At 67.5% G+C, this 26233-nt stretch carries 26 protein-coding genes and 2 tRNA genes; 11 read left to right on the top strand and 17 right to left on the bottom strand.

What is annotated here, in order from left to right; genetic code table 11:
- Nucleotides 1–47 precede the first annotated feature (47 nt).
- Nucleotides 48–1085, top strand: coding sequence for an EF-P lysine aminoacylase EpmA (gene epmA, locus ACEYYA_RS09715; protein ID WP_374800075.1), 1038 nt, complete (start codon nt 48–50; stop codon nt 1083–1085).
- Here the strand turns inward: epmA and ACEYYA_RS09710 are convergent.
- The 8 genes from ACEYYA_RS09710 to ACEYYA_RS09675 all read right to left on the bottom strand — a co-directional run bounded on the left by ACEYYA_RS09710 (nt 1082) and on the right by ACEYYA_RS09675 (nt 7989).
- Nucleotides 1082–1567, bottom strand: coding sequence for a GAF domain-containing protein (locus tag ACEYYA_RS09710; protein WP_374800073.1), 486 nt, complete (start codon nt 1565–1567; stop codon nt 1082–1084). The two genes, epmA and ACEYYA_RS09710, sit on opposite strands and share 4 nt — an antisense overlap.
- Nucleotides 1568–1657: 90 nt before the next feature.
- The gene (locus ACEYYA_RS09705) at nt 1658–3028 is read right to left on the bottom strand and encodes a TolC family protein (RefSeq protein WP_374800071.1); all 1371 of its coding nucleotides are present in this window, start codon (nt 3026–3028) and stop codon (nt 1658–1660) included.
- Nucleotides 3025–3954 (bottom strand): HlyD family secretion protein, encoded by a 930-nt coding sequence (locus ACEYYA_RS09700; RefSeq protein ID WP_374800069.1) that lies wholly within the window; start codon nt 3952–3954, stop codon nt 3025–3027. Before ACEYYA_RS09700 ends, ACEYYA_RS09705 begins: the two co-directional genes overlap by 4 nt.
- A complete protein-coding gene (locus ACEYYA_RS09695) occupies nt 3951–4718 on the bottom strand; it encodes an ABC transporter ATP-binding protein (RefSeq protein WP_374800067.1) in 768 nt (255 codons plus the stop codon). Before ACEYYA_RS09695 ends, ACEYYA_RS09700 begins: the two co-directional genes overlap by 4 nt.
- 23 nt (nt 4719–4741) lie before the next feature.
- On the bottom strand, nt 4742–5911 hold the full coding sequence (locus ACEYYA_RS09690) for an ABC transporter permease (RefSeq protein ID WP_374800065.1): 1170 nt from the start codon (nt 5909–5911) through the stop codon (nt 4742–4744).
- Nucleotides 5912–5949: 38 nt separating this feature from the next.
- Nucleotides 5950–7104 carry an ATP-binding protein gene (locus ACEYYA_RS09685; RefSeq protein ID WP_374800063.1) on the bottom strand — a complete coding sequence of 385 codons (1155 nt, stop codon included), beginning with the start codon at nt 7102–7104 and terminating at the stop codon, nt 5950–5952.
- A complete protein-coding gene (locus ACEYYA_RS09680) occupies nt 7104–7796 on the bottom strand; it encodes a response regulator (protein ID WP_374800061.1) in 693 nt (230 codons plus the stop codon). Before ACEYYA_RS09680 ends, ACEYYA_RS09685 begins: the two co-directional genes overlap by 1 nt.
- A gap of 103 nt (nt 7797–7899) precedes the next feature.
- Nucleotides 7900–7989, bottom strand: a tRNA-Ser gene (locus tag ACEYYA_RS09675).
- A gap of 153 nt (nt 7990–8142) precedes the next feature.
- Here ACEYYA_RS09675 and ACEYYA_RS09670 point away from each other — a divergent pair.
- Genes ACEYYA_RS09670 through ACEYYA_RS09645 form a run of 6 tightly spaced genes read left to right on the top strand, consistent with a single transcriptional unit; the run spans nt 8143 to nt 13856 of the window.
- A complete protein-coding gene (locus ACEYYA_RS09670) occupies nt 8143–9459 on the top strand; it encodes a D-alanyl-D-alanine carboxypeptidase family protein (protein ID WP_374800059.1) in 1317 nt (438 codons plus the stop codon).
- Between the two features lie 37 nt (nt 9460–9496).
- Complete coding sequence (gene tmk, locus ACEYYA_RS09665; RefSeq protein WP_374800401.1) at nt 9497–10090, top strand: dTMP kinase; 594 nt, start codon at nt 9497–9499, stop codon at nt 10088–10090.
- Nucleotides 10091–10093: 3 nt separating this feature from the next.
- Entirely contained in the window at nt 10094–11251 is a 1158-nt protein-coding gene (locus ACEYYA_RS09660; protein WP_374800057.1) for a DNA polymerase III subunit delta', read from the top strand.
- Nucleotides 11252–11297: 46 nt separating this feature from the next.
- A complete protein-coding gene (locus ACEYYA_RS09655) occupies nt 11298–12098 on the top strand; it encodes a TatD family hydrolase (RefSeq protein WP_374800055.1) in 801 nt (266 codons plus the stop codon).
- On the top strand, nt 12095–12907 hold the full coding sequence (locus tag ACEYYA_RS09650; protein WP_374800053.1) for an MBL fold metallo-hydrolase: 813 nt from the start codon (nt 12095–12097) through the stop codon (nt 12905–12907). Before ACEYYA_RS09655 ends, ACEYYA_RS09650 begins: the two co-directional genes overlap by 4 nt.
- Before the next feature lies 1 nt (nt 12908).
- Complete coding sequence (locus ACEYYA_RS09645; protein WP_374800051.1) at nt 12909–13856, top strand: AEC family transporter; 948 nt, start codon at nt 12909–12911, stop codon at nt 13854–13856.
- 54 nt (nt 13857–13910) lie between these two features.
- Here the strand turns inward: ACEYYA_RS09645 and ACEYYA_RS09640 are convergent, their stop codons facing one another.
- The 7 genes from ACEYYA_RS09640 to ACEYYA_RS09610 form a co-directional block, all read right to left on the bottom strand.
- On the bottom strand, nt 13911–14822 hold the full coding sequence (locus ACEYYA_RS09640) for an ABC transporter permease (protein WP_374800049.1): 912 nt from the start codon (nt 14820–14822) through the stop codon (nt 13911–13913).
- Between the two features lie 11 nt (nt 14823–14833).
- The gene (locus tag ACEYYA_RS09635) at nt 14834–16120 is read right to left on the bottom strand and encodes an ABC transporter permease (protein WP_374800047.1); all 1287 of its coding nucleotides are present in this window, start codon (nt 16118–16120) and stop codon (nt 14834–14836) included.
- A 75-nt stretch (nt 16121–16195) separates the two neighbouring features.
- Entirely contained in the window at nt 16196–17272 is a 1077-nt protein-coding gene (locus tag ACEYYA_RS09630; RefSeq protein ID WP_374800045.1) for an ABC transporter substrate-binding protein, read from the bottom strand.
- A 94-nt stretch (nt 17273–17366) separates the two neighbouring features.
- Entirely contained in the window at nt 17367–18476 is a 1110-nt protein-coding gene (locus ACEYYA_RS09625; protein WP_374800043.1) for an ABC transporter substrate-binding protein, read from the bottom strand.
- A 51-nt stretch (nt 18477–18527) separates the two neighbouring features.
- A complete protein-coding gene (locus ACEYYA_RS09620) occupies nt 18528–19577 on the bottom strand; it encodes an ABC transporter substrate-binding protein (RefSeq protein ID WP_374800399.1) in 1050 nt (349 codons plus the stop codon).
- 116 nt (nt 19578–19693) lie between these two features.
- Nucleotides 19694–20797, bottom strand: a complete 1104-nt coding sequence (locus ACEYYA_RS09615) for an ABC transporter ATP-binding protein (protein WP_374800041.1) — start codon at nt 20795–20797, stop codon at nt 19694–19696.
- 194 nt (nt 20798–20991) lie between these two features.
- Nucleotides 20992–21077 (bottom strand) — tRNA-Leu (locus ACEYYA_RS09610).
- A 183-nt stretch (nt 21078–21260) separates the two neighbouring features.
- On the opposite strand from ACEYYA_RS09610, the gene lipB reads away from it, so the two are divergent.
- The 4 genes from lipB to ACEYYA_RS09590 all read left to right on the top strand — a co-directional run bounded on the left by lipB (nt 21261) and on the right by ACEYYA_RS09590 (nt 24953).
- Nucleotides 21261–21914, top strand: coding sequence for a lipoyl(octanoyl) transferase LipB (gene lipB / locus ACEYYA_RS09605; RefSeq protein WP_374800039.1), 654 nt, complete (start codon nt 21261–21263; stop codon nt 21912–21914).
- A 144-nt stretch (nt 21915–22058) separates the two neighbouring features.
- Complete coding sequence (locus ACEYYA_RS09600) at nt 22059–22487, top strand: c-type cytochrome (RefSeq protein ID WP_374800037.1); 429 nt, start codon at nt 22059–22061, stop codon at nt 22485–22487.
- Nucleotides 22488–22716: 229 nt separating this feature from the next.
- Nucleotides 22717–24390: a cytochrome c oxidase subunit I gene (gene ctaD, locus ACEYYA_RS09595; RefSeq protein WP_374800035.1), complete on the top strand. Its 1674-nt coding sequence runs from the start codon at nt 22717–22719 to the stop codon at nt 24388–24390.
- Between the two features lie 83 nt (nt 24391–24473).
- Nucleotides 24474–24953: a DUF2244 domain-containing protein gene (locus ACEYYA_RS09590; protein ID WP_374800033.1), complete on the top strand. Its 480-nt coding sequence runs from the start codon at nt 24474–24476 to the stop codon at nt 24951–24953.
- A 3-nt stretch (nt 24954–24956) separates the two neighbouring features.
- Here ACEYYA_RS09590 and ACEYYA_RS09585 read toward each other — a convergent pair whose 3' ends face one another.
- Both ACEYYA_RS09585 and ACEYYA_RS09580 read right to left on the bottom strand, forming a co-directional pair.
- On the bottom strand, nt 24957–25505 hold the full coding sequence (locus tag ACEYYA_RS09585; protein WP_374800031.1) for a cytochrome b: 549 nt from the start codon (nt 25503–25505) through the stop codon (nt 24957–24959).
- 112 nt (nt 25506–25617) lie between these two features.
- Complete coding sequence (locus ACEYYA_RS09580) at nt 25618–26109, bottom strand: GNAT family N-acetyltransferase (RefSeq protein ID WP_374800029.1); 492 nt, start codon at nt 26107–26109, stop codon at nt 25618–25620.
- Between the last annotated feature and the right edge of the window lie 124 nt (nt 26110–26233).

Raw genomic sequence — 26233 nt, 5'->3', positions numbered from 1 at the left:
GATCCCGGATTTGCCTAGTGCAAAAGCAGTCGAAAGGCCAGAGGCGCATGACCCAGACCCCGTGGTGGCATCCCGACCGTCATGCCGACCGAACCGGCATCCTGCGGGCGCGCAGCCGGATGCAACGGGCGATCCGCAGCTGGTTCGACGATGAGGGGATCACCGAGGTCGATCCCTGCATCCTTCAGGTCAGCCCCGGCAATGAGGCGCATCTGCATGCCTTTGCCACGGATGCGATCGGCAATGACGGGCAGGCGCGGCGGATGTATCTGCATACCAGCCCCGAATTCGCGATGAAAAAGCTGCTGGCGGCGGGCGAAACCCGGATTGCCGCCTTTGCCCATGTGTTCCGCAACCGCGAGCGCGGCGTGCTGCACAGCCCCGAGTTCACGATGCTGGAATGGTATCGAGTGGGCGAAAGCTATGACGTGCTGATGGCTGACATCACCACGCTGCTGCGCCTTGCCGCGCAGGGGGCGGGCAGCCCTGTCCTGCGGTTCCGTGACCGCACCTGTGATCCGTTCGCGGCACCCGAACGGCTGTCGGTGCAGGACGCCTTTCTGCATCATGCGGGCATCGATCTGGCCGCGACGCTGGCCGCCGATGGCGCGCCCGACGCGACCGCCCTGGCCGCGCAGATGGCGGCGCGGGGCCTGCGCGCCGCCCCTGACGATACCTGGTCCGACATGCTGTCGCGGGTGCTGGTCGACAAGGTGGAACCGCATCTGGGCCTGGGTCGCGCCACCATCCTTGACCGTTATCCGGTGGCCGAGGCCGCCCTTGCCCGGCCCTGTGCCGATGACCCGCGCTTTGCCGAACGCTTCGAGGTCTATGCCTGCGGGGTCGAGCTGGCCAATGGCTTTGGCGAATTGACCGACGCCGCCGAACAGCGCCGCCGCTTTGGGCTTGAGATGGACGAAAAGCAGCGCGTCTATGGCGAACGCTATCCGCTGGATGAGGATTTCCTGACGGCGCTGGACCAGATGCCACCCGCCAGCGGCATCGCGCTTGGCTTTGACCGGCTGGTGATGCTGGCAACCGGGGCGCCGCGCATCGACGACGTGATCTGGGCGCCGGTCGCCTAGCCGCGCCCTTCCAGCCGGTCCTGCATCAGGAACACGGCGGCGGCGGGCAGCTTCAGCAGTTCGGCCTGCGTCACCCGCTCGGGCGTATAGTGATAGGCGGCGTTCAGGCAGTTCAGCGTGCCAAGGAACTGCCCCGCCACAAAGACCGGGAGGTTCAGGCAGGACTGGCAGCCCAGCGACACGATCAATTCGTGATCGGAAAAGATGTCCTCGAACTCGACCGGGGTGTCGGCGACAAAGGTCCGGCCGCGGCGCATCACCAGATCGCTCCAGCGGTCCTGGCCGATGGGCTTTTCGCCGGCCAGCGGATAGGCGTCGGGCATGTTGGAATAGACGCGGCGCACCTTGTCGGCGGTCGGGTCAAAGCGGGTCACGGTGAACAGCCGGACCCCGATCAGGCGGTCGACATGGCGTTCCAGCGCCGCATAGGCACGGGCGGGCTGGTCGTCCGGGTCCGACAAAGCGGCGATCAATTCATGCATGGCGGCGGGTCCGTAACGGTGGGGCAAATCAAGGCACATCGGCAAGCTAACAGATCGTTTTGAAACGGCAATCGGTGTTCTGCGGCGGATCTAGCCCGCCGCAGAGGGACGCACCGGCGCGGGGCAAAGGCCGGGCACGCCCTGCGCCTCGGCCCAGGTGGCCGCCGCGCGGAAGGCACGGGCGCGGGCGGTGTCGACCTCGGCCTGGGCATCGGCAAGCGCGCCTTCGGCATCGGCCAGTTCCAGCCCGTCGCTGATCCCGCCCTGATGGCGCAGCCGCACCCGGTTGCGTTCCGCCGCCGTGGCCTCATAGCCCTTCAGCGCGGCGGCCAGTTGCGCCTCGGCGCCGTGGCGTTCGACGACCGCTTCCAGCAGCGCGACCTCGGCGCGGGCGCGGGTTTGCAGCCAGGTGATTTCAGCCTGCGCCTGACCGATGCGGGCCTGATCGACGCGGGCGCGCGACTGGCCGCCATCGAAGACCGACCCCTCGACCGAGACGCTTTGGCTGATCGCCAGGGCGTTGCCTGCCGCCAGCCCCGCCAGCGTGCGCGCCGCCGCCGCCAGCGAGCCACTGACCGCGACGCGTGGGCGGCTGGCGCGCAAAGCCTCGGCGCGGCTGGCATCGGCGGCGTGGAAGCGCGCCCAAGCGGCGCAGACATCGGGGCGGTTGTCGAGGCCCGCCAGATCGGTCTGCGCCGGAACGGCCGGGCGGTTGCGGGCGCGCAGATTGACCTGCCCCGGCAGGCTGGTCGCGCCCAAGGCGCGCAGCCGCGCCTGGGCCACGGCGATCTGGCCCGCGGCCTCGGCGGCCTGGGTGCGGGCCTCGATCAGGCGGCGGGTGCGGGTCGAAATGTCGCCGGTCGTGGTCTCACCTCCGGCGGCGCGCGCCGATTGCAGCGTCAGCGCGCGTTCGGCCAGCCGGGCGCGATCCTCGGCGCGTGCGGCGCGGGATTGCGCCTCGGCCAGGCCCACCCAGGTGGTCACGATCTCACGCGCGACGGTGCGGCGGGCGGCCACCAGATCGGCCCCGACCGCGCCCTTTTCCAGCGCGGCTGCGCGGATCGCGGCCTCCAGCCGGCCCGACAGATCGGCATCCCAGCTTGTCGACAGCCCGACATTGGTCGAGGACGGCGTGCGCGAGCCGGTCACATCGCCCGACACCCCGCCCGAGGCCCCCAGGCTGGGCAGCCGCCCGGCGGCGGTCTGGCGCAGGCTGACATCGGCGGCCCGCGCCCGCGCCCGCGCGGTCAGCACGTCAAGGCCGCCGACATCGGCCTGGGCCAGCATCGCGCGCAGCCCCGGATCGGCGAAGTCCAGCGTCCAGACCGGGGCCTGGTTCTGGCGCAGATCGGCGGCGCGAATGGCGGTGACGGGTTGGCCGTCCAGTTCCGGGAACGCCCCGCAACCGGCCAGCGAGATGGCCAGCAAGGCCGGGGTCAACAGCTTGATCCTGATACTCATTTCTTGATCCGAACAATCATGCGCTGGCCCAGGACCAGCTTTTGGGCGGCGGCTTCGGGGCCGTCGATGCGAATGGTGATTTCCACGGTGCGCGCGTCGGTCGCCTCTTTGCCCGGCGTGCCAAAGACCGGCGCGACGCGCACCACCTGACCGGTCAGCACGGTGCCGTCGTCGCGTTCAAAGACGATATCGGCGCCCTGCCCCGGCGCGACGATGCCGACGAATTGTTCGTCCAGATCGGCGCGCACGATGCGCGGGCCATCGGGCGCCAGCAGGAACAGTTCGGTCACCGTCTGGGTCGTCGTGCCGTCGCCGGGCCGGGCGGATCGGCGCAGGATCACCCCATCGACCGGGGCGCGCACGATGCGGGCCTGAAGCTCCTGCTCTTGCAGGGCCAGCCGCTGCCGGGCGAGGTCGACCGACATCTCGGCGGTCTTGACCTCCATCGCGGCCAGTTCGGCGCGTTGGCGGGCCTCGTCGGCCTGCCGCTTGGGGATCGCATCCTGCCGCGCCATCGGCGCCAGCCGGTCGTGTTCGGCCTGGGCCTGGGCCGCGCGGGTGCGCGCCAGGTCTGCCTGAAGCTCGGCCTGGGCCACCTCACGCGTGGCAATGTCGCGTTGCAGGCGGGGGCCGGCATCGTCGATCCGGGCCAGCTCTTGCCCCTTTTTGACGTGATCGCCTTCGTTGACGAAGACCTCGGCGATCAGCCCCTCACGCTGTGCGGCCAGACGCATCAGCCCGCCTTCGACATCGACCTTGCCGCGCGCGACGGCCAGCCAGCCCCCTTGGGCGGCATCGGCGGCCATGTCGGCGGTGGCATCACCACCGGCCTCTTGCGCGGGGGCCGGGCGCGGCGCGGCCAGGGCCAGCAGTGCCATCAGCCCGATGACCAAGGCGAATTGCAGGATTTTCGGGGCAATCTTCATCGGTTCTGTCCGTTCTCGGTAATCGTCTGGGCCTGCGGGCGATGGTTGGTCGCGGTGATGCGGCCGTCCTCCATGTGCAGGATGCGGTCGGCATAGGTGGTCAGGCGGTCGTCATGGGTGACGCAGACCACGGCCGCGCCGCTGCGATGCGCGGTATCGCGCAACAAGGTGCCGACGATGCGGCCATTTTCGCTGTCCAGCGCGCTTGTGGGTTCATCGGCAAAGATGACGCGCGGGCGCTTGGCCAAGGCGCAGGCAATGGACACGCGCTGCTTTTCGCCGCCCGACAGCGCGGCGGGGCGCAGATCGCGACGCGGCGTCAGGCCGACGTCATCCAGCGCGGCATGGGCGCGATCGCGGGCCTCAGCCGCGGGAATGCCCATCTGTTCCAGCACGAAGCGGATCTGTTCCGCCGCCGTCAGCGCCGGAAACAGCACCGCCCCCTGAAAGATGAAGCCCATTTGCGCCAGCCGGAACGCATCGCGCGCCGCCGTGGGCAGCGCCCACAGGTCGGTGTCGCCGATCTGCACCCCGCCATGATCGGGTTCGGTCAGCCCGGCCAGCATCGCGAGCAGAGTGGATTTGCCGCAGCCCGATGGCCCCTTGACCAGCGTCATCGAATGGCCGGGGATGGTCAGGTCCAGATCGCGGATCACCGGCACCATCACCGGCCCGTTGGGAAAGGATTTGCCCAGCATCCGCGCCGACAGCGCCGGCGCCTCGGGCGTGCCAATGGCGGGGGTGGTCAGCAGCGGGTGGGTCATGGTGGCATGGTCCAGGGGCATGGTCATCGCAAAAGGCTCGCCGGGTCGGCATGGCGCAGACGGCGCAGCGCCATGAGGTTGGACAGGATGACGACCACCAGCAGCGCAAGCGCCGTGCCCGCCGCCATGATCGGGGTCATCACCACCGCGACGTCGCGCATCCGCAGCACGATCAGCAGGATCGCCGCCAAAAGGCCGGTCAGCACCATCGCGCCCAGACCCACCCACAGCCCCTGCCGCATCACGATGCGCTGCACCCGGCCAAAGGACAGGCCATAGGCCCGCAGCGCCGCATATTCGCGCATCGTCGCCGCGACCGCCGCGCCAAGCGTCTGGTTGACGATCAGCAGCGTGACGGTCAGCGCGATCCCGGTCGAGGCCAGGAAGATCGTCCCCGCCCCCGACCCCAAGGCCCAGGTGCGGATCGTCGAATTGCGCAGGTCGTCGGCGTTCCAGGCGCGCAGCTCAGAGGCGACGCGGCCCCGGTCCAGTTCGGCCTGAACCTGCGCCGCATCGCGCGGATCGGCCAGGGTGAGCAGATAGAACGCCGGGTCCGAGGTCGCACTTCCCGCCAGGCTGCGCGCCGTCGGTTCAGAGACCAGCACGCTGGTCATGCCCATGCCGCGCAGGCCGCGCTTGATGCCGACGATGCGCAGCGGCCGTTTCGACACCGACACACGGTCGCCCAGCCGCAGGCCCAGATCGGCGGCCAGGCTGCGGTCGATCACCGCCGTGTCGGGCTCGGCCAAAGCGCGGCGCGCGGCGCCCGACACGACGCCTGCATAAAGCGCCGCCCCCGGCCGCACATCCAGGCCCACGATCAGCCCATAGCGCGGGGATTCCTCGGCCTGGCCGACCTTTCGTTCGCGGCTGACCTCGGCAAAGCTGGTCTGGTAAGGCTCGATCCGCTCAACCCCTTGCACCATCCACAGGGCCGAGGCCTGCGCCGCGCCGATCCCCGCGCTTTCATCCAGCGAGGTGGCCGTGGCCGGCCCCACCCAGATCTGCGCCCGCGACAGCCCGATCGGCGCGGCGGCGGTGGAAAAGGCCCCCATGGCAAAAGCAAGCTGCATCACCATCAACAGGCCCGAGATGCCGATCGCCACCGCCACCGGCAGGTAGCGGCGCCAATCATGTCGGACGGATTTCAGCGCAAGGTCGATCATGGTGCCGATATGACCGGGCAATGCCATGATCCTGCGGGCATTCCATGCAGGAATGATGGAGGTGGTCAGGTCGCGGCGGGGTCCGCGTCCGAGGCCTTGGCCAGATGCGCATGGTCGCGCGGCAGCCGCAGGGTAAAGATCGCGCCGCCGCCGGGACGGTCGGCATAGGTCACCTGCCCGCCATGCGCCTGGGCGATAGCGCGCACGACCGACAGGCCCAGACCCGAGCCGCCCCCCGCCCGCCCGCGCGACGGATCGGCCCGCCAGAACCGGTCAAAGGCGCGCGCCGCATCCGCCGCCGACAGGCCCTGGCCGCGATCCATGACGCTGACCCAGGCGGTCTTGTCGTCCTGGCCGGTCTCGACGCGCACCTCGGCCCCGCCATAGCGCGCGGCATTGGTCATCAAGGCCTGCACCGCCTGGCGCAGCCGGTCGGCATCGCCATCGACACGCGCCGGCGACAGCGCGGCGGTGACGGCCAGCCCATCGACCTGCAACAGCGGCGCCATCGCCACCTTAACATCGCGGGCGGGGGCGGCCAGATCGACCGGGGCAAGCTGCATTTCAAGCCGCCCGCTGTCGGCCAGGGTCAGCAGCCGCAGGTCATCGACGATCCGCGCCAGCAGTTGCGCCTGCGCAAGCAGCGCCGCAAGGCTGCGCGCATCGGTCGGAAAGACGCCATCCAGCATCCCCTGCAGCCGCCCCGACAGCACCGTCAGGGGCGTGCGCAATTCATGCGCAATCGCGGCCGAGCTGTCGCGGCGTTCGCCATCAGCGCGTTCGACAAAGGCCGCCATAGTGTTGAAATCGCGGCGGAACCGTTCGATCTCGTCGATGCGGATGGTGGGCGGGGCGGCGCGCGCCGACAGATCGCCCGACCCGATCCGGCGCGCCGTATCGGCCAGATCGCCAAAGGTCGCCACCAGCCGCCGCGCCGGGATCAGGGCCACCGCCGCCCCCGCGATCAACCCCAGCATGACCGCGGCCGGTGTGACCAGCCGCGCGGGCCATGTCTGGTAATAACCATCCAGTCGCGCCGCCAGCTCGACCGAAAGCGGGCCGGTGCCCTGCAATTCCGCCTGCATCTCGGGCGTCAGCGCCGCTTCCAGCCGCATCAGCAGCAGCCAGTCGCCCAGCATCAGCGCCGCAACGCTGACCGCAAGCGCCGCAAGCGCCGCCAGCAGGCCGACCCGCAGCAGCCAGACCGACAGACGCCGCATCAGCCGGTTTCCAGCCGATAGCCAAGGCCGCGCACGGTCACCAGCCGCGCCTCGGACCCGGCCTGCGCCAGCTTGCGGCGCAGGTTCGACATGTGGCTGTCGACGGTGCGTTCCAGCGCCTCGCTGGATTCAAGGCAGGCATCCAGCAGATCGGCGCGGCTATAGGCCCGGCCAGGATAGCGCATCAGTCCCGCCAGCAGGGAATATTCCGATGGCGTCAAGAGCAGTTCCTGACCCGCGACCTCGACCCGGTGGCCATCGGGGTCCAGCGTCAGATTGCCGATCCGCTTGACCGATTGCACCACGCCCGAACTGCGGCGCAGAACGGCCTGAACCCGCGCCACGACCTCGCGCGGGTTGAAGGGCTTGGTGACGTAATCATCGGCACCAATGCGCAAGGCCGACAGCTTGTCCAGATCATCCGACAGCGCGCTGATGACGATCACCGGCGTGGTATTGTCGACCCGCAGCGTCGACAGCACCGAAAACCCGTCGCGGCGCGGCAGCCGCAGATCCAGCAGGATCAGATCGGGCCGCAGCCGCGCGGCATGGGTCAGCGCGGTGTCGCCATCGCTGGCGGTGACGGTGCGAAAGCCCGCCTGTTCCAGATAGGCGGTCAGGATCTCGGCGATCTCGCGTTCGTCCTCGACCACCAGGATCAACTGGTTGGCGGCGGGTGTATCGGTCTGCATGTCGTGGTCCTGTGGTTTTCGCGCGCAGGTTGCCCGAAACCGCGGGCGATGTCACGCGGCGGGCGGTCACGAAGCGGGCTGGGCACGAAAGGGTGATGGGGGCTGGCGGAAGCGGTGGGATTCGAACCCACGGAGGGGTCTCCCCCTCGCTGGTTTTCAAGACCAGAGCCTTAAACCACTCGGCCACACTTCCGTGACGCCCTGTTAGACGCGCTCACGCGATTCTGAAAGGGTGGCGGGCACGGTGGCGGCAAATCGCCGCCGCGACGGGGCGGCGCGGGCTTGGGCAGGGTTTTCACCGCGCGCGGCTGGGTTTATGGTCGCCCCAACCAGACCGAGGACACCGATGCCCCTGACGACCCGCCTGCCCCGCCTTGTTGCCGCGCTGATGGCGATGGTGGCGCTGTTTGCCGCCCTGCCCGCGCGCGCCTTTGACACCCAGGCCGGTGCCGCCTGGGTCTATGACGTCGGCACCCAGACGGTGCTGTTGTCGAAGAATGCCGATCAGCCGCTGCCGCCGGCCTCGATGTCGAAGCTGATGACGATCTCGATGCTGTTCGAGGCCGTGAAGGATGGCCGGGTGGCGATGGACACCCGCTTTGCCGTGTCCAGCAAGGCGCGCGCCATGGGCGGATCGACGATGTTCCTGAACGAACGCGACCGCCCCACGGTCGAGGAACTGATCAAGGGCATGATCGTCCTGTCGGGCAATGACGCCTGCGTGGTGGTGGCGGAAAATCTGGCGGGGTCGGAAGACGCCTTTGCCGCGCAGATGACGGAACGCGCCAAGGCGCTTGGGCTGACGCATTCGCATTTCGCCAATGCCTCGGGTTGGCCCGCGCCCGGTCAGGTCATGTCGATGGAGGATCTGGGCAAGCTGGCGCTGCATCTGATCCAGGATTTCCCCGATTTCTACCCCTATTTCGCGATGCGCGAATATGCGTTCGACAACCGCGCGCCCGATAATCGCCACAACCGCAACCCCTTGTTGCGGCTGGGAATTGGCGCGGACGGGCTGAAAACCGGTCATACGCAGGAGGCCGGTTATGGACTGGTCGGGTCCGCCGTGCAGAACGGCCGCCGCGTGGTCTTTGTCATCACCGGCCTGCCCAGCGAAAAGGCCCGCGCCGAAGAGGCCGAGCGGATCGTGAACTGGGCCTTTCGCCAATTCGTCGAAAAGACGCTGGTGACGCAGGGCACCAAGGTCGCGGATGCGCCGGTCTGGCTGGGGTCGTCGGCGCGCGTGGGCCTTGTGGTGCCGCGCGATGTGACGGTGATGGTGCCCGCGCTCAGCCAGGATGGCGTCAGTGCCGAGGCGGTATTCGACGGCCCGCTGCAAGCCCCGATCGAGGCCGGGGCCGAGGTCGGCACGCTGGTCGTGACGATCCCCGGCGGAGCGCAGACCCGTGTGCCGCTGACCGCCGAGACCGCAGTGGGCAAGGCCGGTGTGGTTGGTCGGATGCAGACCGCCGCCGGTCGTCTGTTCGGCCTTGGCATGCAGGCCGTGGGCGTGGCCCCGCCGATGCCCGCCGCCGTGACCTCGCCCGCCGTTACCGCGCCCGCGGTGACGGCGCCGGCGGTGACGGCGCCTGCGACCACGGCCCCCACACCCGAAGCGACGCCCGAAGCGAACCAGACCGACGCCGCCGATCTGGACGGCTGACCCGGTGGCGCAGGGCATCTTCATCTCGTTCGAGGGGATGGACGGGTCGGGCAAATCGACCCAGGCCCGCGCCCTGGCCGACCGCTTGTGCGCGTGTGGCCGCGATGTCGTGCTGACGCGCGAGCCGGGCGGCAGCCCCGGCGCCGAGGACATCCGCCGCCTGCTGGTCGAGGGCGACCCCGACCGCTGGTCGCCCGAGACCGAGATCCTGCTGTTCACCGCCGCCCGCCGCGACCATCTGGAACGCACCATCCGCCCCGCGCTTGCCCGTGGCGCGGTGGTCATCACCGACCGTTTCGCTGACAGCACCCGCGTCTATCAGGGCGCGGCGCGGGCCGATCTGCGCGGGCTTGTCGACCGGCTGCACGCGCTGATGATCGGCACCGAACCCGACCTGACGCTGGTCATGGACATGGACCCCGCCGAGGCGCTGCGCCGCGGCCTTGCCCGCCGATCGGGCGAGGACCGGTTCGAGGAGATGGGCCTGGCCTTCCAGCAGGCGCTGCGTGCCGGTTTCGCGGCCCTGGCCGCCGAGGCCCCGGGCCGCGTGGCGCTGCTGGATGCTGCCGACGCGCCGGATTCCATCGCGGGCCGCATCGACGCGCTGCTGCGCGACCGGCTGGGGATCTGACCGATGGCCCGCGCCCCCGTCCTGGACGACGCCGCCCCCCCGCCCGAGGCTGACCGGATCGAGGGCGCGCCCCATCCCCGCGTCACCCGCCGCCTGTTCGGGCAGGCCCGCGCCGAGGATGCCTTTCTTCAGGCCGCGCGCGCCGGGCGGCTGCATCACGCCTGGCTGCTGACCGGGCCGCGTGGTGTTGGCAAGGCCACCTTGGCCTGGCGCATCGCCCGCGCGCTGCTGACCGACACGGCGCCGGATGACGGCCTGTTCGGCGCCCCCGAACCGCAGGGCCTGGCGCTGCGCGATCCCGGCGATGACCCGCTGTCGCGCCGCCTGGCGCAACTGGCCGAGCCGCGCCTGCATCTGACCCGCCGCCCCTGGGACGACAAGGCGGGCCGCCACCGGCAGGACATCACCGTCGATGAGATCCGCAAGCTGAAGTCGTTTTTCCAGATGACGGCTGCCGATGGCGGGCGGCGGGTGGCGATTGTCGATGCCGCCGACGATCTGAACACGCCCGCCGCCAATGCGCTGCTGAAGCTGCTGGAGGAACCGCCCCCCGGCGCGGTGCTGCTGCTGATCGCCCATCAACCGGCGGGGCTTTTGCCCACCATCCGGTCGCGCTGCCGCACGCTGCGGCTGGCGGCACTTGCACCGGATGACATCGCGCAGGCTTTGGCCGATGCCGGGGCCGATGCCGATGTGGCCGCGCGCCACGCGCTGCCGCTGGCCGCGCTCTCGGGCGGCTCGGTGGGTGAGGCGATGCGGCTGATCAATCTGGACGGGCTGGCCAGCTACGGCGCGCTGATTGACCTGGCCGCCAGCCTGCCCCGGCTGGATCGCGCCGCCGCCCTGTCATTTGCCGAAAGCCACGCCCAACGCGGGGCCGAGGCGCGGCTGGCGCTTGCCCATGATCTGATCGACCTGATGCTGGCGCGGCTGGCGCGCTGCGGTCTGGGCCTGCCGCCCGATCCCGCCGCCACGCCCGATGAGGCCGCGATCCTGACCCGCCTCTGCCCCGATGCCACCGCCGCCCGCATCTGGGCCGAGGCGCAGATCCGCATCGGCGCGCGGCTGCGCCATGGCCGGGCGGTGAACCTCGATGCGGCTTCGGCGCTGCTGGATGCCTTCCTTGACATGGCGGCAACGGCGGGCAGCCTGCCCGCTTGACCCGCCCCGCGGCGGGCGCGATACCGGGCCGACGAAGCGAGGCGCCATGACCGATCATCCCGACCTGCCGCAGTTGGTGGATAGCCACTGCCACCTGGACTTTCCCGATTTTGACGGCCAGATCCCCGATCTTGTGGCCCGCGCCCGCGCCGCAGGCGTCCGCCGCATGGTGACCATCTGCACCCGCCTGCGCAGCGAACCCGCCGTCCGCGCCATCGCCGAGGCGCATGAAGGCGTGTTCTACGCGGTCGGCACCCATCCGATGAGCGCGGGCGAGGAACCTCAGGCCCGGATCGACGAGCTGGTCGCAATCGCCGCGCATCCGAAAATGGTCGGGATCGGAGAGACCGGCCTTGACTACCACTACAGCGCCGACAGCCGCGATGCGCAGATCGAAAGCCTGCTGACCCATATTCAGGCCGCGCGGCTGACTGGCCTGCCGCTGATCATCCACGCCCGCGCCGCCGATGACGACATGGCGCGCATCCTGACCGAGGAACACCGCAAGGGCGCCTATGATTGCGTCATGCACTGCTTTTCCTCGTCCCCCGAACTGGCGCGGGCCTGTCTGGATCTGGGCTTTTACCTGTCGATGTCGGGAATCGCCGCCTTCCCCAAAAGCCAGGAGATCCGCGACATCTTCGCCGCAGCACCCCTTGACCGGGTGCTGGTGGAAACCGACGCGCCCTATCTGGCCCCGCCCCCGCATCGCGGACGGCGCAACGAACCGGCCTATGTCGCCCATACCGCCGCCGTGGGCGCGCAGGTGTTCGGCATCAGCCTGGATGATTTCGCCGCCGCGACAACCGCCAATTTCGACCGGCTGTTCGCCAAGGCCGCGCGATGATGCGGCTGACGATCCTGGGCTGCGGATCGTCGGGGGGCGTGCCGCGCGCGGGCGGGCCGGACGGCGCGGGCCTGTGGGGCGATTGCGACCCGGCCGAGCCGCGCAACCGCCGGATGCGCTGTTCGCTGATGGTGGAACGCATCGGCCCGTCCGGCACCACCAGCGTGCTGATCGACACCGGCCCTGACCTGCACCGGCAACTGCTGCTGGGCCGCATCACCCGGCTGGACGGCGTGGTCTATACCCACCCCCATGCCGACCATATCCACGGCATCGACGACCTGCGCCAGGTCGTGCATCTGATGCGGTCGCGCATCCGCCTTTACGCCGATGCCCCCACGACCGAGGTGCTGCGCGCCCGCTTCGGCTATATCTTTGAAACCCCCGCAGGTTCCCCCTACCCCCCGATCTGCGAGATGCACGCGATCACCAGGCGGTTCGCCATCGACGGCCCCGGCGGCCCGATCCAGTTGCGCCCCTTTGCCGTCGCCCATGGCGGCATCCCCGCGCTTGGCTTTCGCATCGCGGCCGAGGGGCGCAATGCCGTCTATCTGCCCGATGTCTCGGCCATTCCCGATGACGCCTGGCCCACGCTGAACGGCCTTGATCTGTTCATCATCGACGCGCTGCAACGCCGCCCGCATCCGACCCATGCCCATCTGGGGCAGGCTTTGGACTGGATCAGCCGCGCCGCGCCCGCCCGCGCGGTGCTGACCAACATGCATATCGACATGGATTATGCCACGCTCTGCGCCGAACTGCCCCAGGGCGTGATCCCGGCCCATGACGGGCTGGTGCTGGAGCTCTGAGATGGAGGCGTTGCTGACCGTCATCCTGCCGGTCTTTCTGGTGATCGGCTATGGTTACGGCGCACGCTGGTCGGGGCTGATCGCCGATCCCGCGATCGAGGGCATCATGCGCTTTGCCCAGAACTTCGCCGTGCCGGTGCTGCTGTTTCGATCCATCGCGCAGATCGACCTGGGCGCGGCCTATGACCTGGGCCTGCTGACGGCCTTTTACGCCGGGGCCTTCGCGGGCTTCTTCTTCGCCGCCGGGATCGCGCGCTTTGTCTTTCACCGCCCTGGCCCGGACTGCATCGCCATCGGCTTTTGCGGGCTGTTCTCGAACTCGCTGCTGCTTGGCATCCCGATCACCCAACGCGCCTATGGGGCCGAGGCGCTCGCGGGGAACTATTCCATCATCTCGATCCATTCGCCGCTGCTTTACACCTTTGGCATCACGATGATGGAGTTCACACTGGCGCGCGGCCAGCCCGCACCGCTGGCCACCATCGCGCGGCGCGCCCTGACCGGGGTGCTGAAAACGCCGCTGGTGATCGGCATCATGGCGGGATTTGCCGCCAATATCGGAATGCGCGCCAGCGGCCATGACCTGCCCGAACCGATCTGGGCGGCGGTCACCATGGTCGCGGGCGCAGCCCTTCCCGCCGCGCTGTTCGGCCTAGGCGGCGTGCTTTACCGCTACCGCCCCGAGGGCGACATGAAGCTGGTCGCGGTCGTCGCCTTTGCCGCGCTGATCCTGCACCCGGCCATCGCCTATGTGCTGACCCGCGCCTTTGGCACCGATGTGGCGGGAATGCGCTCGGCTGTGGTGACCGCCGCCATGGCGCCGGGGGTGAATGCCTATCTTTTCGCCAACATGTATGGCGCGGCGCGGCGGGTCGCGGCCAGTTCGGTGCTGGTGGCCACCGCCGCCTCGGTCCTGACGATCTGGTTCTGGCTGGCCGTGCTACCGTGAGTATTTGTGCAAAGAGGAAATGGCATGGCCTTCCTCTTTGACTAAATACTCACCTTACGACGGCGTCACGCCGCGCATCCGCTCGGACCGGCGGCGCAACAGTTCCACCGTGGTCAGCAGCGCGATCGAGAACACGACGAGGATCGTCGCCACCGCCAGGATCGCCGGGCTGATCTGTTCGCGGATGCCGTTCCACATCTGCCGCGGGATCGTCTGCTGGTCGTGGGCGGCGACGAACAGCACCACCACCACCTCGTCAAAGCTGGTGACAAAGGCAAACAGCGCACCCGAGATGACCCCCGGCAGGATCAGCGGCATGGTCACGCGAAAGAATGTCGTGCGCGGGTTCGCCCCCAGGCTTGCGGCGGCGCGGTTCAGCGACTGGTCAAAGCCGATCAGCGTCGCGGTGACGGTGATGATGACAAAGGGGATGCCCAGCGTCGCATGGGCCAGCACGATGCCGGTATAGCTGTTGGCCAGACCGACCTTGGAATAGAAGAAGAACAGCCCAGTCGCGGTGATGATGATCGGCACGATCATGGGCGAGATCAGCACCGCCATGATGATGCGCCGGAACGGCATTTCGGGCCGCGACAGGCCGAGCGCCGCCAGCGTGCCCAGCACCGTCGCCACCAGCGTCGAGAAGAAGCCGATGATGACCGAGTTCTTGGCGGCATGGACCCAGGTCGCATTGCGCCAGACATCGCCCCACCAGGCGGCATCGCGCGGCGCGTCGGGGTTCTGCATCCCGAAGGTCAGCAGCATGTCATACCAGCGCAGGCTGTAGCCATCCGGGTCCAGCGCCAGCATCTTTTCGGTGAAGGTAAAGAACGGCTCGGCGTTGAACGACAGCGGGATCACCACCAGGATCGGCGCGATCAGAAAGGTGAAGATCGCCACGCAGATCGCCAGATAGGTGTAATGCCAGATCCGTTCCAGGGGCGTCGCATATTTCGGAAGTGCCATGATCGTTCCCCTCAGCCCAGCTTCATGTTGTCGATGCCGACCAGCCGGTCATAGATCCAGTAAAGCACCAGCACGCAGCCCAGCAGGATCGAGGCCAGCGCCGCGGCCAGCGACCAGTTCAGCGTCTCGTTCATATGCACCGCGATCAGGTTCGAGATCAGTTGCCCGGTCGAACCGCCGACCAGCGCGGGCGTGATGTAATAGCCGACCGCCAGGATAAAGACCAACAGCGACCCCGCGCCCAGGCCCGGCAGCGTCTGCGGGAAATAGATGCGGCGGAACGCCGTCCAGGAGGTCGCGCCCAGGCTGCGGGCGGCGCGCACATAGGCGGGCTTGATGGTGCGCATCACCGAATACAGCGGCAGCACCATGAACGGCAGCAGGATATGGGTCATCGCGATCAGCGTGCCGATCTGGTTGTACATCATGTTCAACCGGCCATCGTTGCCGATGATGCCCATCGCCACCAGCGCGTTGTTGATCACGCCCTGCTGTTGCAACAGCACCATCCAGGCGGTCGTGCGCACCAGAAGCGAGGTCCAGAATGGCAGCAGCACCAGGATCATCAGCAGGTTCGACCAGCGCATCGGCAGCGTCGCCAGCAGATGCGCGATCGGGAAGCCCAGCAGAAAGGTCAGCCCGGTAATCGCCGCCGACAGCAGGAAGGTGCGTGTGAACAGCTTCAGATAGATCCGGCCCTGTTCCTCGACCTGCACGATCTGGCCATCGGCGGCGCGGGTGCGGTCGACGGCGGACAGATAGAAATTGCCGGTATAGGGCGTCGATGCCGTGCGCATCGCCTGCCACATCAACGGGTCGGCCCATTTCGCATCGGCCTCGGTCAGCGCGGCCTGATAGGGCGCCTCCAGGTTCTTTGCCTTGCGCCCGGTCGAGGTGAAGGTCGACCGCGAGCCGGGCCGTTCATAGTTGATCCGGGTGCCAACCATGCCGATGGTCTTGGCTTCGGCGGCGGTTTTCAGGTCAGCGACCAAGGCGGCATAGGCGGCCTCATCGGGCTGGGTGCCGGGCGGGTTCTGCGCGAACCAGGCCGAGACCTGCGGCATGTTTGCCGAAAAGGCGTCGTTATAGACCGACCGGTGCAGCATCTGGAAGATCGGCACCACGAAGGTCACCACCACGAACAGCAACAGCGGCGCGACCAGCAGGAACGCGCGGCGGCGCGCACGGGCCGAGGATTGCGCCAGCGCGCGCGCCAGCGGCACCCCGTCGGCGGTAGTCAGCGGCGCGGCGACGCCTGCGGCCTGGGTGGCGACTGCGGCATGGGGATCAAGCGCCATGGGGCTTCCTTCGTTCAGCGGTCAGGTCCGGTGGGCCGCCCCGCCGGATCATCGGCGGGGCGGCGGTTGGCGGGCTTACTTCGCCAGCCAGGCGTTGAACTGTTCCGTCAGTTCGGCGTCATGATCGGCCCAGAACTCGGCATCCGACCAGACGACATTCTTCATGTTCTCGGGGTTGGTGGGCATATGCGGCGCCATATCGGTCACGCCGTCATTATACTTGCCGACCAGCGCCGCCGAGGATTTGCGCGACGGGCCATAGGCGATCCATTCGGCCTGTTTCGCCAGCTGCTCGGTCGCGGTGGCGAACTTCAGATATTCCATCGCGGCGTCGGGATTGGGCGAACCCTTGGGGATGGCAAACAGGTCGTAATCCATGAACTGACCGTCCCAGATGATCTGGAAGGGCTTCTTTTCGGCCACGATGGCGTCAAAGACACGGCCATTATAGGCGGTGGTCATTGCCACTTCGCCATCCGCAAGCAACTGGATCGGCTGGGCACCGGCTTCCCACCAGACGACATCACCCTTGATCGTGTCCAGCTTGGCCAGGGCCTGCGCCACGCCTTCGGGCGTCGCCAGCACCTCATAGACCTTGTCGGCGGCCACGCCATCGGCCAACAGCGCCAGATACAGCGTCCGCTTGGGGTTCTTGGGCAGGCCGCGCTTGCCGGGGAACTTGGCGGTGTCAAAGAAATCCGCCGCCGTGGTCGGGGCAGCACCTTCGGCGAATTTGGTGGTGTCATAGGCGATCACCGTGCCCCAGACGATATTGGCGACCGCGCAATCGGCCAGCGCGCCGGACACGAAGTCATCCTTGGCCGGGGTGCCATCGGGGGCGGGCGGCAGGTCGTCGGGGTTGATCTCGACCAGCGCACCTTCGTCGCACAGCCGGATCGCATCGGACAGTTCGATGTCGAACACATCGGCGCTGATGTTCTTCGCCTCGACCTGCGCCTTCAGCGGCGTGGCCGGGTTATCAGCGTCGATCATGTTGACCTTGATGCCGGTCGCGGCGGTAAAGGGCTTGTTGTAAGCCTCGACCTGCGACTTGGCATAGGCGCCACCCCAGGACACCACGTTGACCTCTTGCGCGGTGGCCGCGAAGGCCAGGCCGGTCAGAGCGGTGGTCAGGATCATCAGTTTCTTCATCGTCACATTACTCCCGTTGTCATGATGGCGCTTTGGCCGGTTCTTGGTTTTGGCCCGCAGCGGGCAGCCGGCGGGCGATGGCCCGCCGCGCAGGTCAGGGCCTGGACAGCCAGGCGGTGAAACGTTGGGTCAGTTCGGCGTCGTGATCGGCCCAGAAATCGGTGCCATAGGCCAGCGCGCCCACCATATTGGCGGGGGATGAGGGCAGATGCGGCGCCATCGGCGTCTTGTCATCCTTGTAAAGCCCGACCAGCCCCTGCGACGAGGCGCGCGGCGGGCCGTAGCTGATGAAGCGGGTGAAGGCGGCCTGCGCCGGGGTCGTGGTGGTGGCCACCACATAGTCCATCGCGGCCTGCGGGTTCGGCGCGCCCTTGGGGATCACCCAGCCTTCGGTCACATAGATCTGGCCGTTCCAGATGACGTGGAACGGCATCGCATCCTCGACCACGGCGGTGAAGATGCGCCCAGTATAGGTCGAGGTCATCGAGACCTCGCCATCGGCCAGCAGTTGCGGGGGCTGGGCGCCGGCCTCCCACCAGACGATCTGGTTCTTGATCGTGTCCAGCTTGGCAAAGGCGCGGTCCTGACCTTCGGGCGTGGCCAGCAGGTCATAGACCTGATCGGGCGGCACGCCGTCGCCCAAAAGCGCCAGTTCCAGCGTGAAGCGCGCCTGTTTCGACACGCCACGCTTGCCGGGGAGGGCCGCCAGATCGAAGAAATCGGCGGGGCTGGCGGGCGCTTTTCGCCCTTCAAAGGCGCGCGCGTCATAGGCCAGCGCGGTTGCATAGACATCGGTGGCGACGAAGCAATCGCCCAGCCCCTCGGGCAGGAAATCCTGCGCCGCGGGGGTGCCATCAGGCGCCGGTGCCAGCCGCGCGGCGTCGATCGGCTCGACCAGCCCCTCGGCGCACAGATGAACGGCATCGGAACTGTCGACGGCGGCCACGTCGATGCTGACATTGCCCGCCTCGACCATGGCCTTGATCGGCAGCGCCGGATTGTCGCTGTCGATCATCCGCACCCTGATGCCAGTCGCCTCGGTGAAGGGCCGGTTCCAGGCCTCGACCTGCGCCGCCGAAAACGCCCCGCCATAGGACATGACTGCCAGTTCGGGCGGATCCGCCGCCCCAGCCGGGATCGCGGTCAGCGCCAGCCCCAGAAACGGGGTCATCAGGCCAAGGATCGTCGTCGGGTCGCGCTTCATGGTTGTCCTTGTGCAAGGACCGGGGGCGCGGGCCGCCCCCGGTCAGGATCATCAGTTCCGCGCCAGCCAGGCGTTGAACCGTTCCTCCAGATCGCCCGCGTGGTCGACCCAGAACTCCAGGTTCGAGGCCAGCGCATTGGTCATGTTGTCGGGGCTGGTGGGCAGATGCGGGGTCATCTCGGTCTTGCCATCAGGCTGGAACACGCCGACCAGCGCCGCCGAGGACTTGCGCGGCGGGCCATAGCTGATCCATTCCGCCGCCCGCGCCAGCGGCTCGGACCCGGTGGCAAAGCCGACAAAGGCCTTTGCATTGTCAAGGTTCGGCGCGCCCTTCGGGATCACCCAGCCTTCCAGCTCATAGACCTGGCCGTCCCAGACGATGTCGAAGGCCTTGCCCTCGGTGACGGCGGCGTTGAAGATCCGGCCGTTATAGGCGATCGCCATGGTGACTTCGCCATCGGCCAGCAGCTGCGGCGGCTGCGCGCCGGCCTCCCACCAGACGACATCCCTCTTGATCGTGTCCAGCTTGGCGAAGGCGCGGTCCAGCCCCTCTGGCGTGTCCAGCATCGCATAGACATCGCCCGGCGCCACGCCATCGGCCATCAGCGCCATTTCCAGGTTCACCTTGGCGCCCTTGCGCATGGCGCGCTTGCCGGGGAACTTCTGCTGGTCGAAGAAATCGGCCAGCTTGGTCGGCGCGCCATCGGGGAACTTGCTCTTGTCATAGGCCAGCACGGTCGAGAACACGTCCGAGGCGACGAAACATTCGCTGACCGCGCCCTCGATGAAATCATCGGCGGCGGCGGTGCCATCGGCCCCGGCCTCGAGGATGGCGGGGTCGATCGCCTCCAGCAGGCCATCGTCGCACAGCCGCACCGCATCGGCATATTCGACCGAGGCGACGTCGATGCTGACATTGCCGGCCTCGACCTGGGCCTTGATCGGGGTCGCGGGGTTGTCGGCATCCGACATCACCACGCGGGTGCCGGACTTCGCCTCAAACGGTTTGGCATAGGCTTCCAGATGGGATTTGCCATAGGCCCCGCCCCAGGACAGGACGTTCACGGTGCCTTCGGCCTGCGCGGCAGAGCCTGCGGCCATCAGGGCGGTGGTTGCCAGTAGAAGGTGGATTCGCACGGTCTTGGCCTCCTGCAAGGTTCGGTTAAGGGGTGGATCAACGACGGCACAGGCGGGCCAACTTGGCCCGCAGGATCGGTTCAGGTCGGGTCCAGCGCGCGCGCATCCTGCGGCAGCCAGCCGATGCGGATATGTTCGCCCACGGTGAACTTGCGCTGCCCCACGGTGTTGCGCGCCTTGAGGATGAAATTGTCATCCCCCCCGACACGCAGCCGGGTGCGGAACATATCGCCCATATAGATGACCTCAAGCACTTCGGCGTCGATCAGATGGGCGCCCGGCGGCAACAGGCTTTCGCGGAACTCGACCCGTTCGGGGCGGATCGAGACGACGGTCTTCTGCCCCGGCTGGGTGACGTTGACGGCGGTGGCGTCGATCACCTCGCCCGAGGTCAGCCGCACGGTGGCGCGGCCGTTCTCGATCGCCTCGATCACGCCCGGCATCTTGTTGTTTTCCCCGATGAAGCCCGCGACAAAGCTGTTGTCGGGGCGCTCATACAGATCGGCCGGGCTGGCGAGTTGCTGAATGCGGCCATCGTTGAAGACGGCGATGCGGTCGCTCATCGTCAGGGCTTCGCTCTGGTCATGGGTGACATAGACCACGGTAATGCCCAGACTGTCATGCAGGTGCTTGATTTCAAACTGCATGTGTTCGCGCAACTGCTTGTCCAGCGCCCCCAGCGGTTCATCCATCAGCACAAGCTGCGGGTCAAAGACCAGCGCGCGGGCCAGGGCGATGCGCTGCTGCTGGCCGCCCGAAAGCTGGGCGGGGCGGCGGTTGGCAAAGCTGCCCATCTGCACCATGTCAAGCGCGCGGGCGATCTTGGCCTCGCGCTCGGCCTTGCCGATGCCGCGCACCTCCAGCGGGAAGGCCAGGTTTTCGCCGACCGTCATATGGGGAAACAGCGCATAGTTCTGAAAGACCATGCCGATGCCGCGTTTGTGCGGGGGCAGATCGTTGATGTTGGTCCCGGCCAGGCGGATTTCGCCATGGGTCGCGGTCTCGAAGCCCGCCAGCATCATCAGGCAGGTGGTCTTGCCCGAGCCCGACGGGCCGAGCATGGTCAGGAACTCACCCTTGCCGATCGAAAGGTTCAGGTCTTTCACGACAAGCGTCTGGCCGTCGTAGCTTTTCTGGACGTGGTCGAAGACGACGAAACCATCGTCCGTTGCAGCAGTGGACAAAAGCGGCCCCCCGTTTGGTGTTATCGTTTCCCGCCCGCCGACTTAAGCGGATGGCCGTTGGCTTTGCAACATGCGAAAGCGGCGCTTTGTCGCGCAAAGGCGACGTGGCGTCAGCGGGCTGATGAAGGGGGTATTTTCCGGGCGATGCGCCCGAAAACCGGGCATTCGGCCAAGGGCCTGGCCAAGGGCCTGGATGGTGCGGTCGAGAAGACTCGAACTTCCACTCCGGTTAAGGAACAGCGACCTCAACGCTGCGCGTCTACCATTTCGCCACGACCGCACGATCCGGGCAGGTGGGGGCGCATATAGCGCGCGGCGGGGCGGAAGGAAAGCCGGTTTTTGGGTGCGGGCCGCCGGTCTGGCGGCGCGCGGGTTGAGGGTGCGGACGCTCCGCGGGGGATATTTGGGCCAAGAAGAAAGGCGCGGGCTTGCCTTGCGCGGCGGGCAGCGGCATATCGCGGGGATGGTGGAATGGCGGATCGAACCGGGGCTGGTGCCCTATCCCGAGGCCCTGGCCTTCATGGAGGCGCGGGCGGCCGCGATTCGCGATGACGGCGCGGATGAGCTGATCTGGCTGGTCGAGCATCCGCCGCTGTATACCGCAGGCACCAGCGCCGATGCCGCCGATCTGCTGCAACCCGACCGCTTTCCGGTTTATGACGCCGGGCGCGGCGGGCAATATACCTATCACGGCCCCGGTCAGCGCGTTGTCTATGTCATGCTGGATGTCGCCGCGCGCGGCCGCGATCTGCGCCGCTTTGTCGCCGGGCTTGAGGATTGGGTGATCGAGACCCTGGCCGGTTTCGGCATCACGGGCGAGCGGCGCTGTGGCCGTGTTGGCGTCTGGGTGGCCCGCCCCGACAAGCCCCCCCTGCCCGATGGCACGATGCGCGAGGACAAGATCGCCGCCATCGGCATCCGTCTGCGCCGCTGGGTCAGCTTTCACGGCCTGTCGATCAATGTCGAACCCGACCTGTCGCATTTCGCCGGCATCGTGCCCTGCGGCATCAGCGGGCACGGCGTGACCAGCCTGGTCGACCTGGGCCTGCCGGTCAGCATGGCTGACCTGGACATCGCCCTGCGCCAGGTCTGGGATCAGCGCGAAGCGGCACGCTGAGGCATTGGCGAAAAGTCGCATGTAGGCCGCGAATTGACTTTTGTTATCTCGCGCTGCCCCGCCGGTGTGTTAGCCATTGGGGGAATCAGCGCCGTGGGCGAGTCGCCCGCACGCGCGCCGATCGTCTTGAGGAAGGGACCCAAAATGAAACTCACCATCATTGCCTCGCTGGCTGCCGTCGTGCTGGCCGCCCCGGCCTTTGCTGCGGGCGACGTCGCCAAGGGCGAGAAAGAGTTCAACAAGTGCAAGGCTTGCCACGCCATCGTCGCGGCGGACGGCACCCAAATCGTCAAGGGCGGCAAGGTCGGCCCGAACCTGTGGAACATCGTCGGCCGCAAGGCGGGCACGCTGGAAGGGTTCAAATATTCCGACGCTCTGGTGAAGCTGGGCGAGGCCGGTGAGGTCTGGACCGACGAGGATCTGGCCCATTACATCACCGACCCGAACAAATACACCGAGGAAAAGGTCGGCGATCCCAGCCTGAAGACCAAGATGACCTTCAAGCTGGCCAAGGGTCAGGAAGATCTGGTCGCCTATCTGCGTTCGGTCTCGCCCGACGCGCCGGCCCAGTAAGCCGCTGGCAGATCCTGAACCGCCCGGCATCGCGCCGGGCGGTTTTTTCATGCCCGTCGCCCGCCCGGTCGCGCAAAAGTGACACCCGGCCCGGCATCCGCCTTTTGCCCCGTTGCCCGGGCGGTTTTTTTCTGCATAAACTGCCCCATCGGCCGCTTGGGAGAGGCTGCCGATCACCGACAACAGGCCCGGCACCGTCGGGATTGTCGCAAGACTGAGGGAGAGTCGCATGGCAGATGCCGCCGTTCACGGGCATGGCGACCATGACACCCGCGGGTGGTTTACCCGCTGGTTCATGTCGACCAATCACAAGGATATCGGGATCCTTTATCTGTTCACCGCGGGCCTGGTCGGCCTGATCTCGGTGGCCTTCACCGTTTACATGCGGATGGAGCTGATGGAGCCGGGCGTCCAGTACATGTGCCTGGAGGGCGCCAGGTTCACCGCCGCCGCCGCCGGGGAATGCACCCCGAACGGGCATCTGTGGAACGTCATGATCACCTATCACGGGGTGCTGATGATGTTCTTCGTCGTCATCCCGGCGCTGTTTGGCGGGTTCGGCAACTATTTCATGCCGCTGCATATCGGCGCGCCGGACATGGCGTTTCCGCGACTGAACAACCTGTCCTACTGGATGTATGTGGCCGGTGTGGCGCTTGGCGTCGCCTCGCTGCTGGCGCCGGGCGGAGATGGTCAGCCCGGGTCGGGCGTGGGCTGGGTGCTGTATCCGCCGCTGTCGCAAAAGGAAGACGGGATTTCGATGGATCTGGCGATCTTCGCCGTCCACGTCTCGGGCGCGTCCTCGATCCTGGGGGCGATCAACATCATCACCACCTTCCTGAACATGCGCGCGCCGGGCATGACCCTGCACAAGGTGCCGCTGTTTGCCTGGTCGGTCTTCGTCACCGCCTGGCTGATCCTTTTGTCGCTGCCGGTGCTGGCCGGTGCCATCACCATGCTCTTGATGGATCGCAACTTCGGCACCGCCTTCTTTGACCCGGCGGGCGGGGGCGACCCGATCCTGTATCAGCACATCCTGTGGTTCTTCGGCCACCCCGAGGTCTATATCATCGTCATCCCCGGATTCGGCATCATCAGCCACGTCATTTCCACCTTCGCGCGCAAGCCGATCTTCGGCTATCTGCCGATGGTCTATGCGATGGTGGCGATTGGCGTGCTGGGCTTCGTCGTCTGGGCGCACCACATGTATACCGTGGGCATGTCGCTGACCCAGCAGTCCTATTTCATGCTGGCGACGATGGTGATCGCGGTGCCCACCGGCATCAAGGTGTTTTCCTGGATCGCAACCATGTGGGGCGGCAGTATCGAGTTCAAGACACCGATGCTGTGGGCCTTCGGCTTCCTGTTCCTGTTCACCGTCGGCGGCGTGACCGGCGTGGTGCTGTCGCAGGCGCCGCTGGATCGGGTCTATCACGATACCTATTACGTCGTGGCCCATTTCCACTATGTGATGTCGCTGGGCGCGGTCTTTGCGATCTTCGCCGGGATCTATTACTGGATCGGCAAGATGTCGGGCCGGCAGTATCCCGAATGGGCGGGCAAGCTGCACTTCTGGATGATGTTCATCGGCTCGAACCTGACCTTCTTCCCCCAGCACTTCCTGGGCCGTCAGGGGATGCCGCGCCGCTATATCGACTATCCCGAGGCCTTCGCGACCTGGAACTATATCAGCTCGATCGGCGCCTTCATCAGCTTCGCCAGCTTCCTGTTCTTCATCGGCGTGGTGTTCTACACCCTGCGCTTCGGCGCCCGCGTGACCCAGAACAACTACTGGAACGAATATGCCGACACGCTGGAATGGACCCTGCCCAACCCGCCGCCCGAACATACGTTCGAGCAACTGCCCAAGCGCGAGGATTGGGATCACAGCCACGCCCATTAAGACGGGCCGAAGATCATCAAGGCCCCGGCGCGATCCGGGGCCTTTTTCATGGGGGAAACCCCGATCAACCAGGGGCTGCCGCCATGCCCTATCGCTGGATGACCACGCCGGATGCCGAGGTGATGCAGGCCACGGCGCATCAGTCGCTGACGCCGGGCCTGTTCACCGGCTTCATCGCCACCACCGCCGGTCTGCTGGGCTTGGCGCTGCTGGCGCTGATCGGCAGTCCGGCGCTATGGGTGCTGCTGGTCTTTGCGCTCGGCGCCCTGGCAGGTGTCTGGTGGGCGCTGGATTTGCACCGCCGCCGCAGCGCCTGCCGTGAGGTGCTGCGCATCGAGGCGGGCACCCTCACCCTGACGCGCCACGACCCCGGCCAGCCGCCCCGCCTCTGGCAGGCACCGCTGGACCGCGCCCAGGTGCAGATGGACGCAGGCCACGCCCCCGTGCCGTTCTACCTGACCCTGCACGGCGGCCCGCGCGTCGTGGAACTGGCCGCTTTCCTGACCCCGGCCGAGCGCCGCAGCCTTTATGGCGACCTGCGCCAGCGGCTGCGGCGGGTCTAGGGCTTACTTGCCCGCCATCCGGCGCAGGGTATCGTCACGGAGGATGCGGTGGTGGATCACCACCATCACCACATGCCCCGCGATCAGCGCCGCCAGAACCCAGCCCAGCGTGCCGTGCAGGGTGTTGCCCAGCTCGACCATCCACGACACGGCCTGGCCTTCGGGGCGGGGGGCGAACAGCTCGATCCCCCAGACATTCATGCCGCGCTCACCGCCGTAGGCGCGCAGCAGCGCGATCCCCGGCACCGCCAGCATCAGCGCATAAAGCGCCCCGTGACCGGCCCGCGCCGCCAGCGCCAAAAGCCCGGTGCCATGCGCCGGACGCCGCCCGGCGTTCACCCCCGCCCAGAGGACGCGCAGCAGGACCAGGATGAAGATCGTGAACCCCATCGCGGAATGGTTGCCCGCAACCAGCTTGGTCAGTTCCGCATCGCGCCCCGCCACCAGCTTGATCGCCATGCCCAGCAATTGCCACAGGATCAGCGCCCCGATCCCCCAATGCAGCAGCCGCGTGATGGTGCCATAGCGCAGCGGATTGTCAAAAATCTGCATGTCAAATACCCCTTAAATCCTTAGTGTTTTCGTCGGGCGCCCTTCAGCACGCCACGCCGCGACACACAAGGACAAAATGCCGCAGCACCCGTCCCGGCCCATCACAAACCGGTCAGTTCAGGGTGATGGCCATGGCGATCACATCTTCATACCGGCCCGCGCGCAAAGCCCAGCCGTGAAACCGCCCCTCCTCGACAAAGCCCTGCTTGCGATAGAGCGCGATCGCCGGGCCGTTGTCGGCAAAGACCGTCAGCTCCAGCCGCCGCAGGCCCAGCCAATCGCGCGCCTGCACCACGGCGGCGGCCAGCAGCGCCGAGCCGACCCCGCGGCGAACCCAGTCATCGCGCACCGCCATGCCCAGATCAGCGGCATGGGCACGGCGCGGATTGGCATTGCCCGTCAGCGAAAGATGCCCGACCAGCCGGTCATCGCCATCCACCGCCGCGATCTGCACCAAAGCCTGAAACGCCTCATTGCGGCGCTGCCGGTCGGCCAGCGACTGAAACGGCCGCTGCAAGGTGCCGTGGATGACACCCGGCATGTTCACCATCTCGGTCAGCGCGGCGACATCGCCCGGCTCAAACGCACGCAGGTGAAAACCCATGATCCGCCCCTTCTTCCTTGCCAAATACGCGCGGGGGTGCGGGGGGAGCCAGCCCCCACACCCTGCCCACCCCCCCAGAACCATCCCCGACCTTCCAAACACTGAATCGTCCCCACGCCGCCCC

Source organism: Paracoccus zhouxuedongae (assembly GCF_041927815.1).
Lineage (GTDB): Bacteria > Pseudomonadota > Alphaproteobacteria > Rhodobacterales > Rhodobacteraceae > Paracoccus.
The sequence above is the reverse complement of the archived record's forward strand: the minus strand, read 5'-3'. Positions and strand labels throughout refer to the sequence as shown.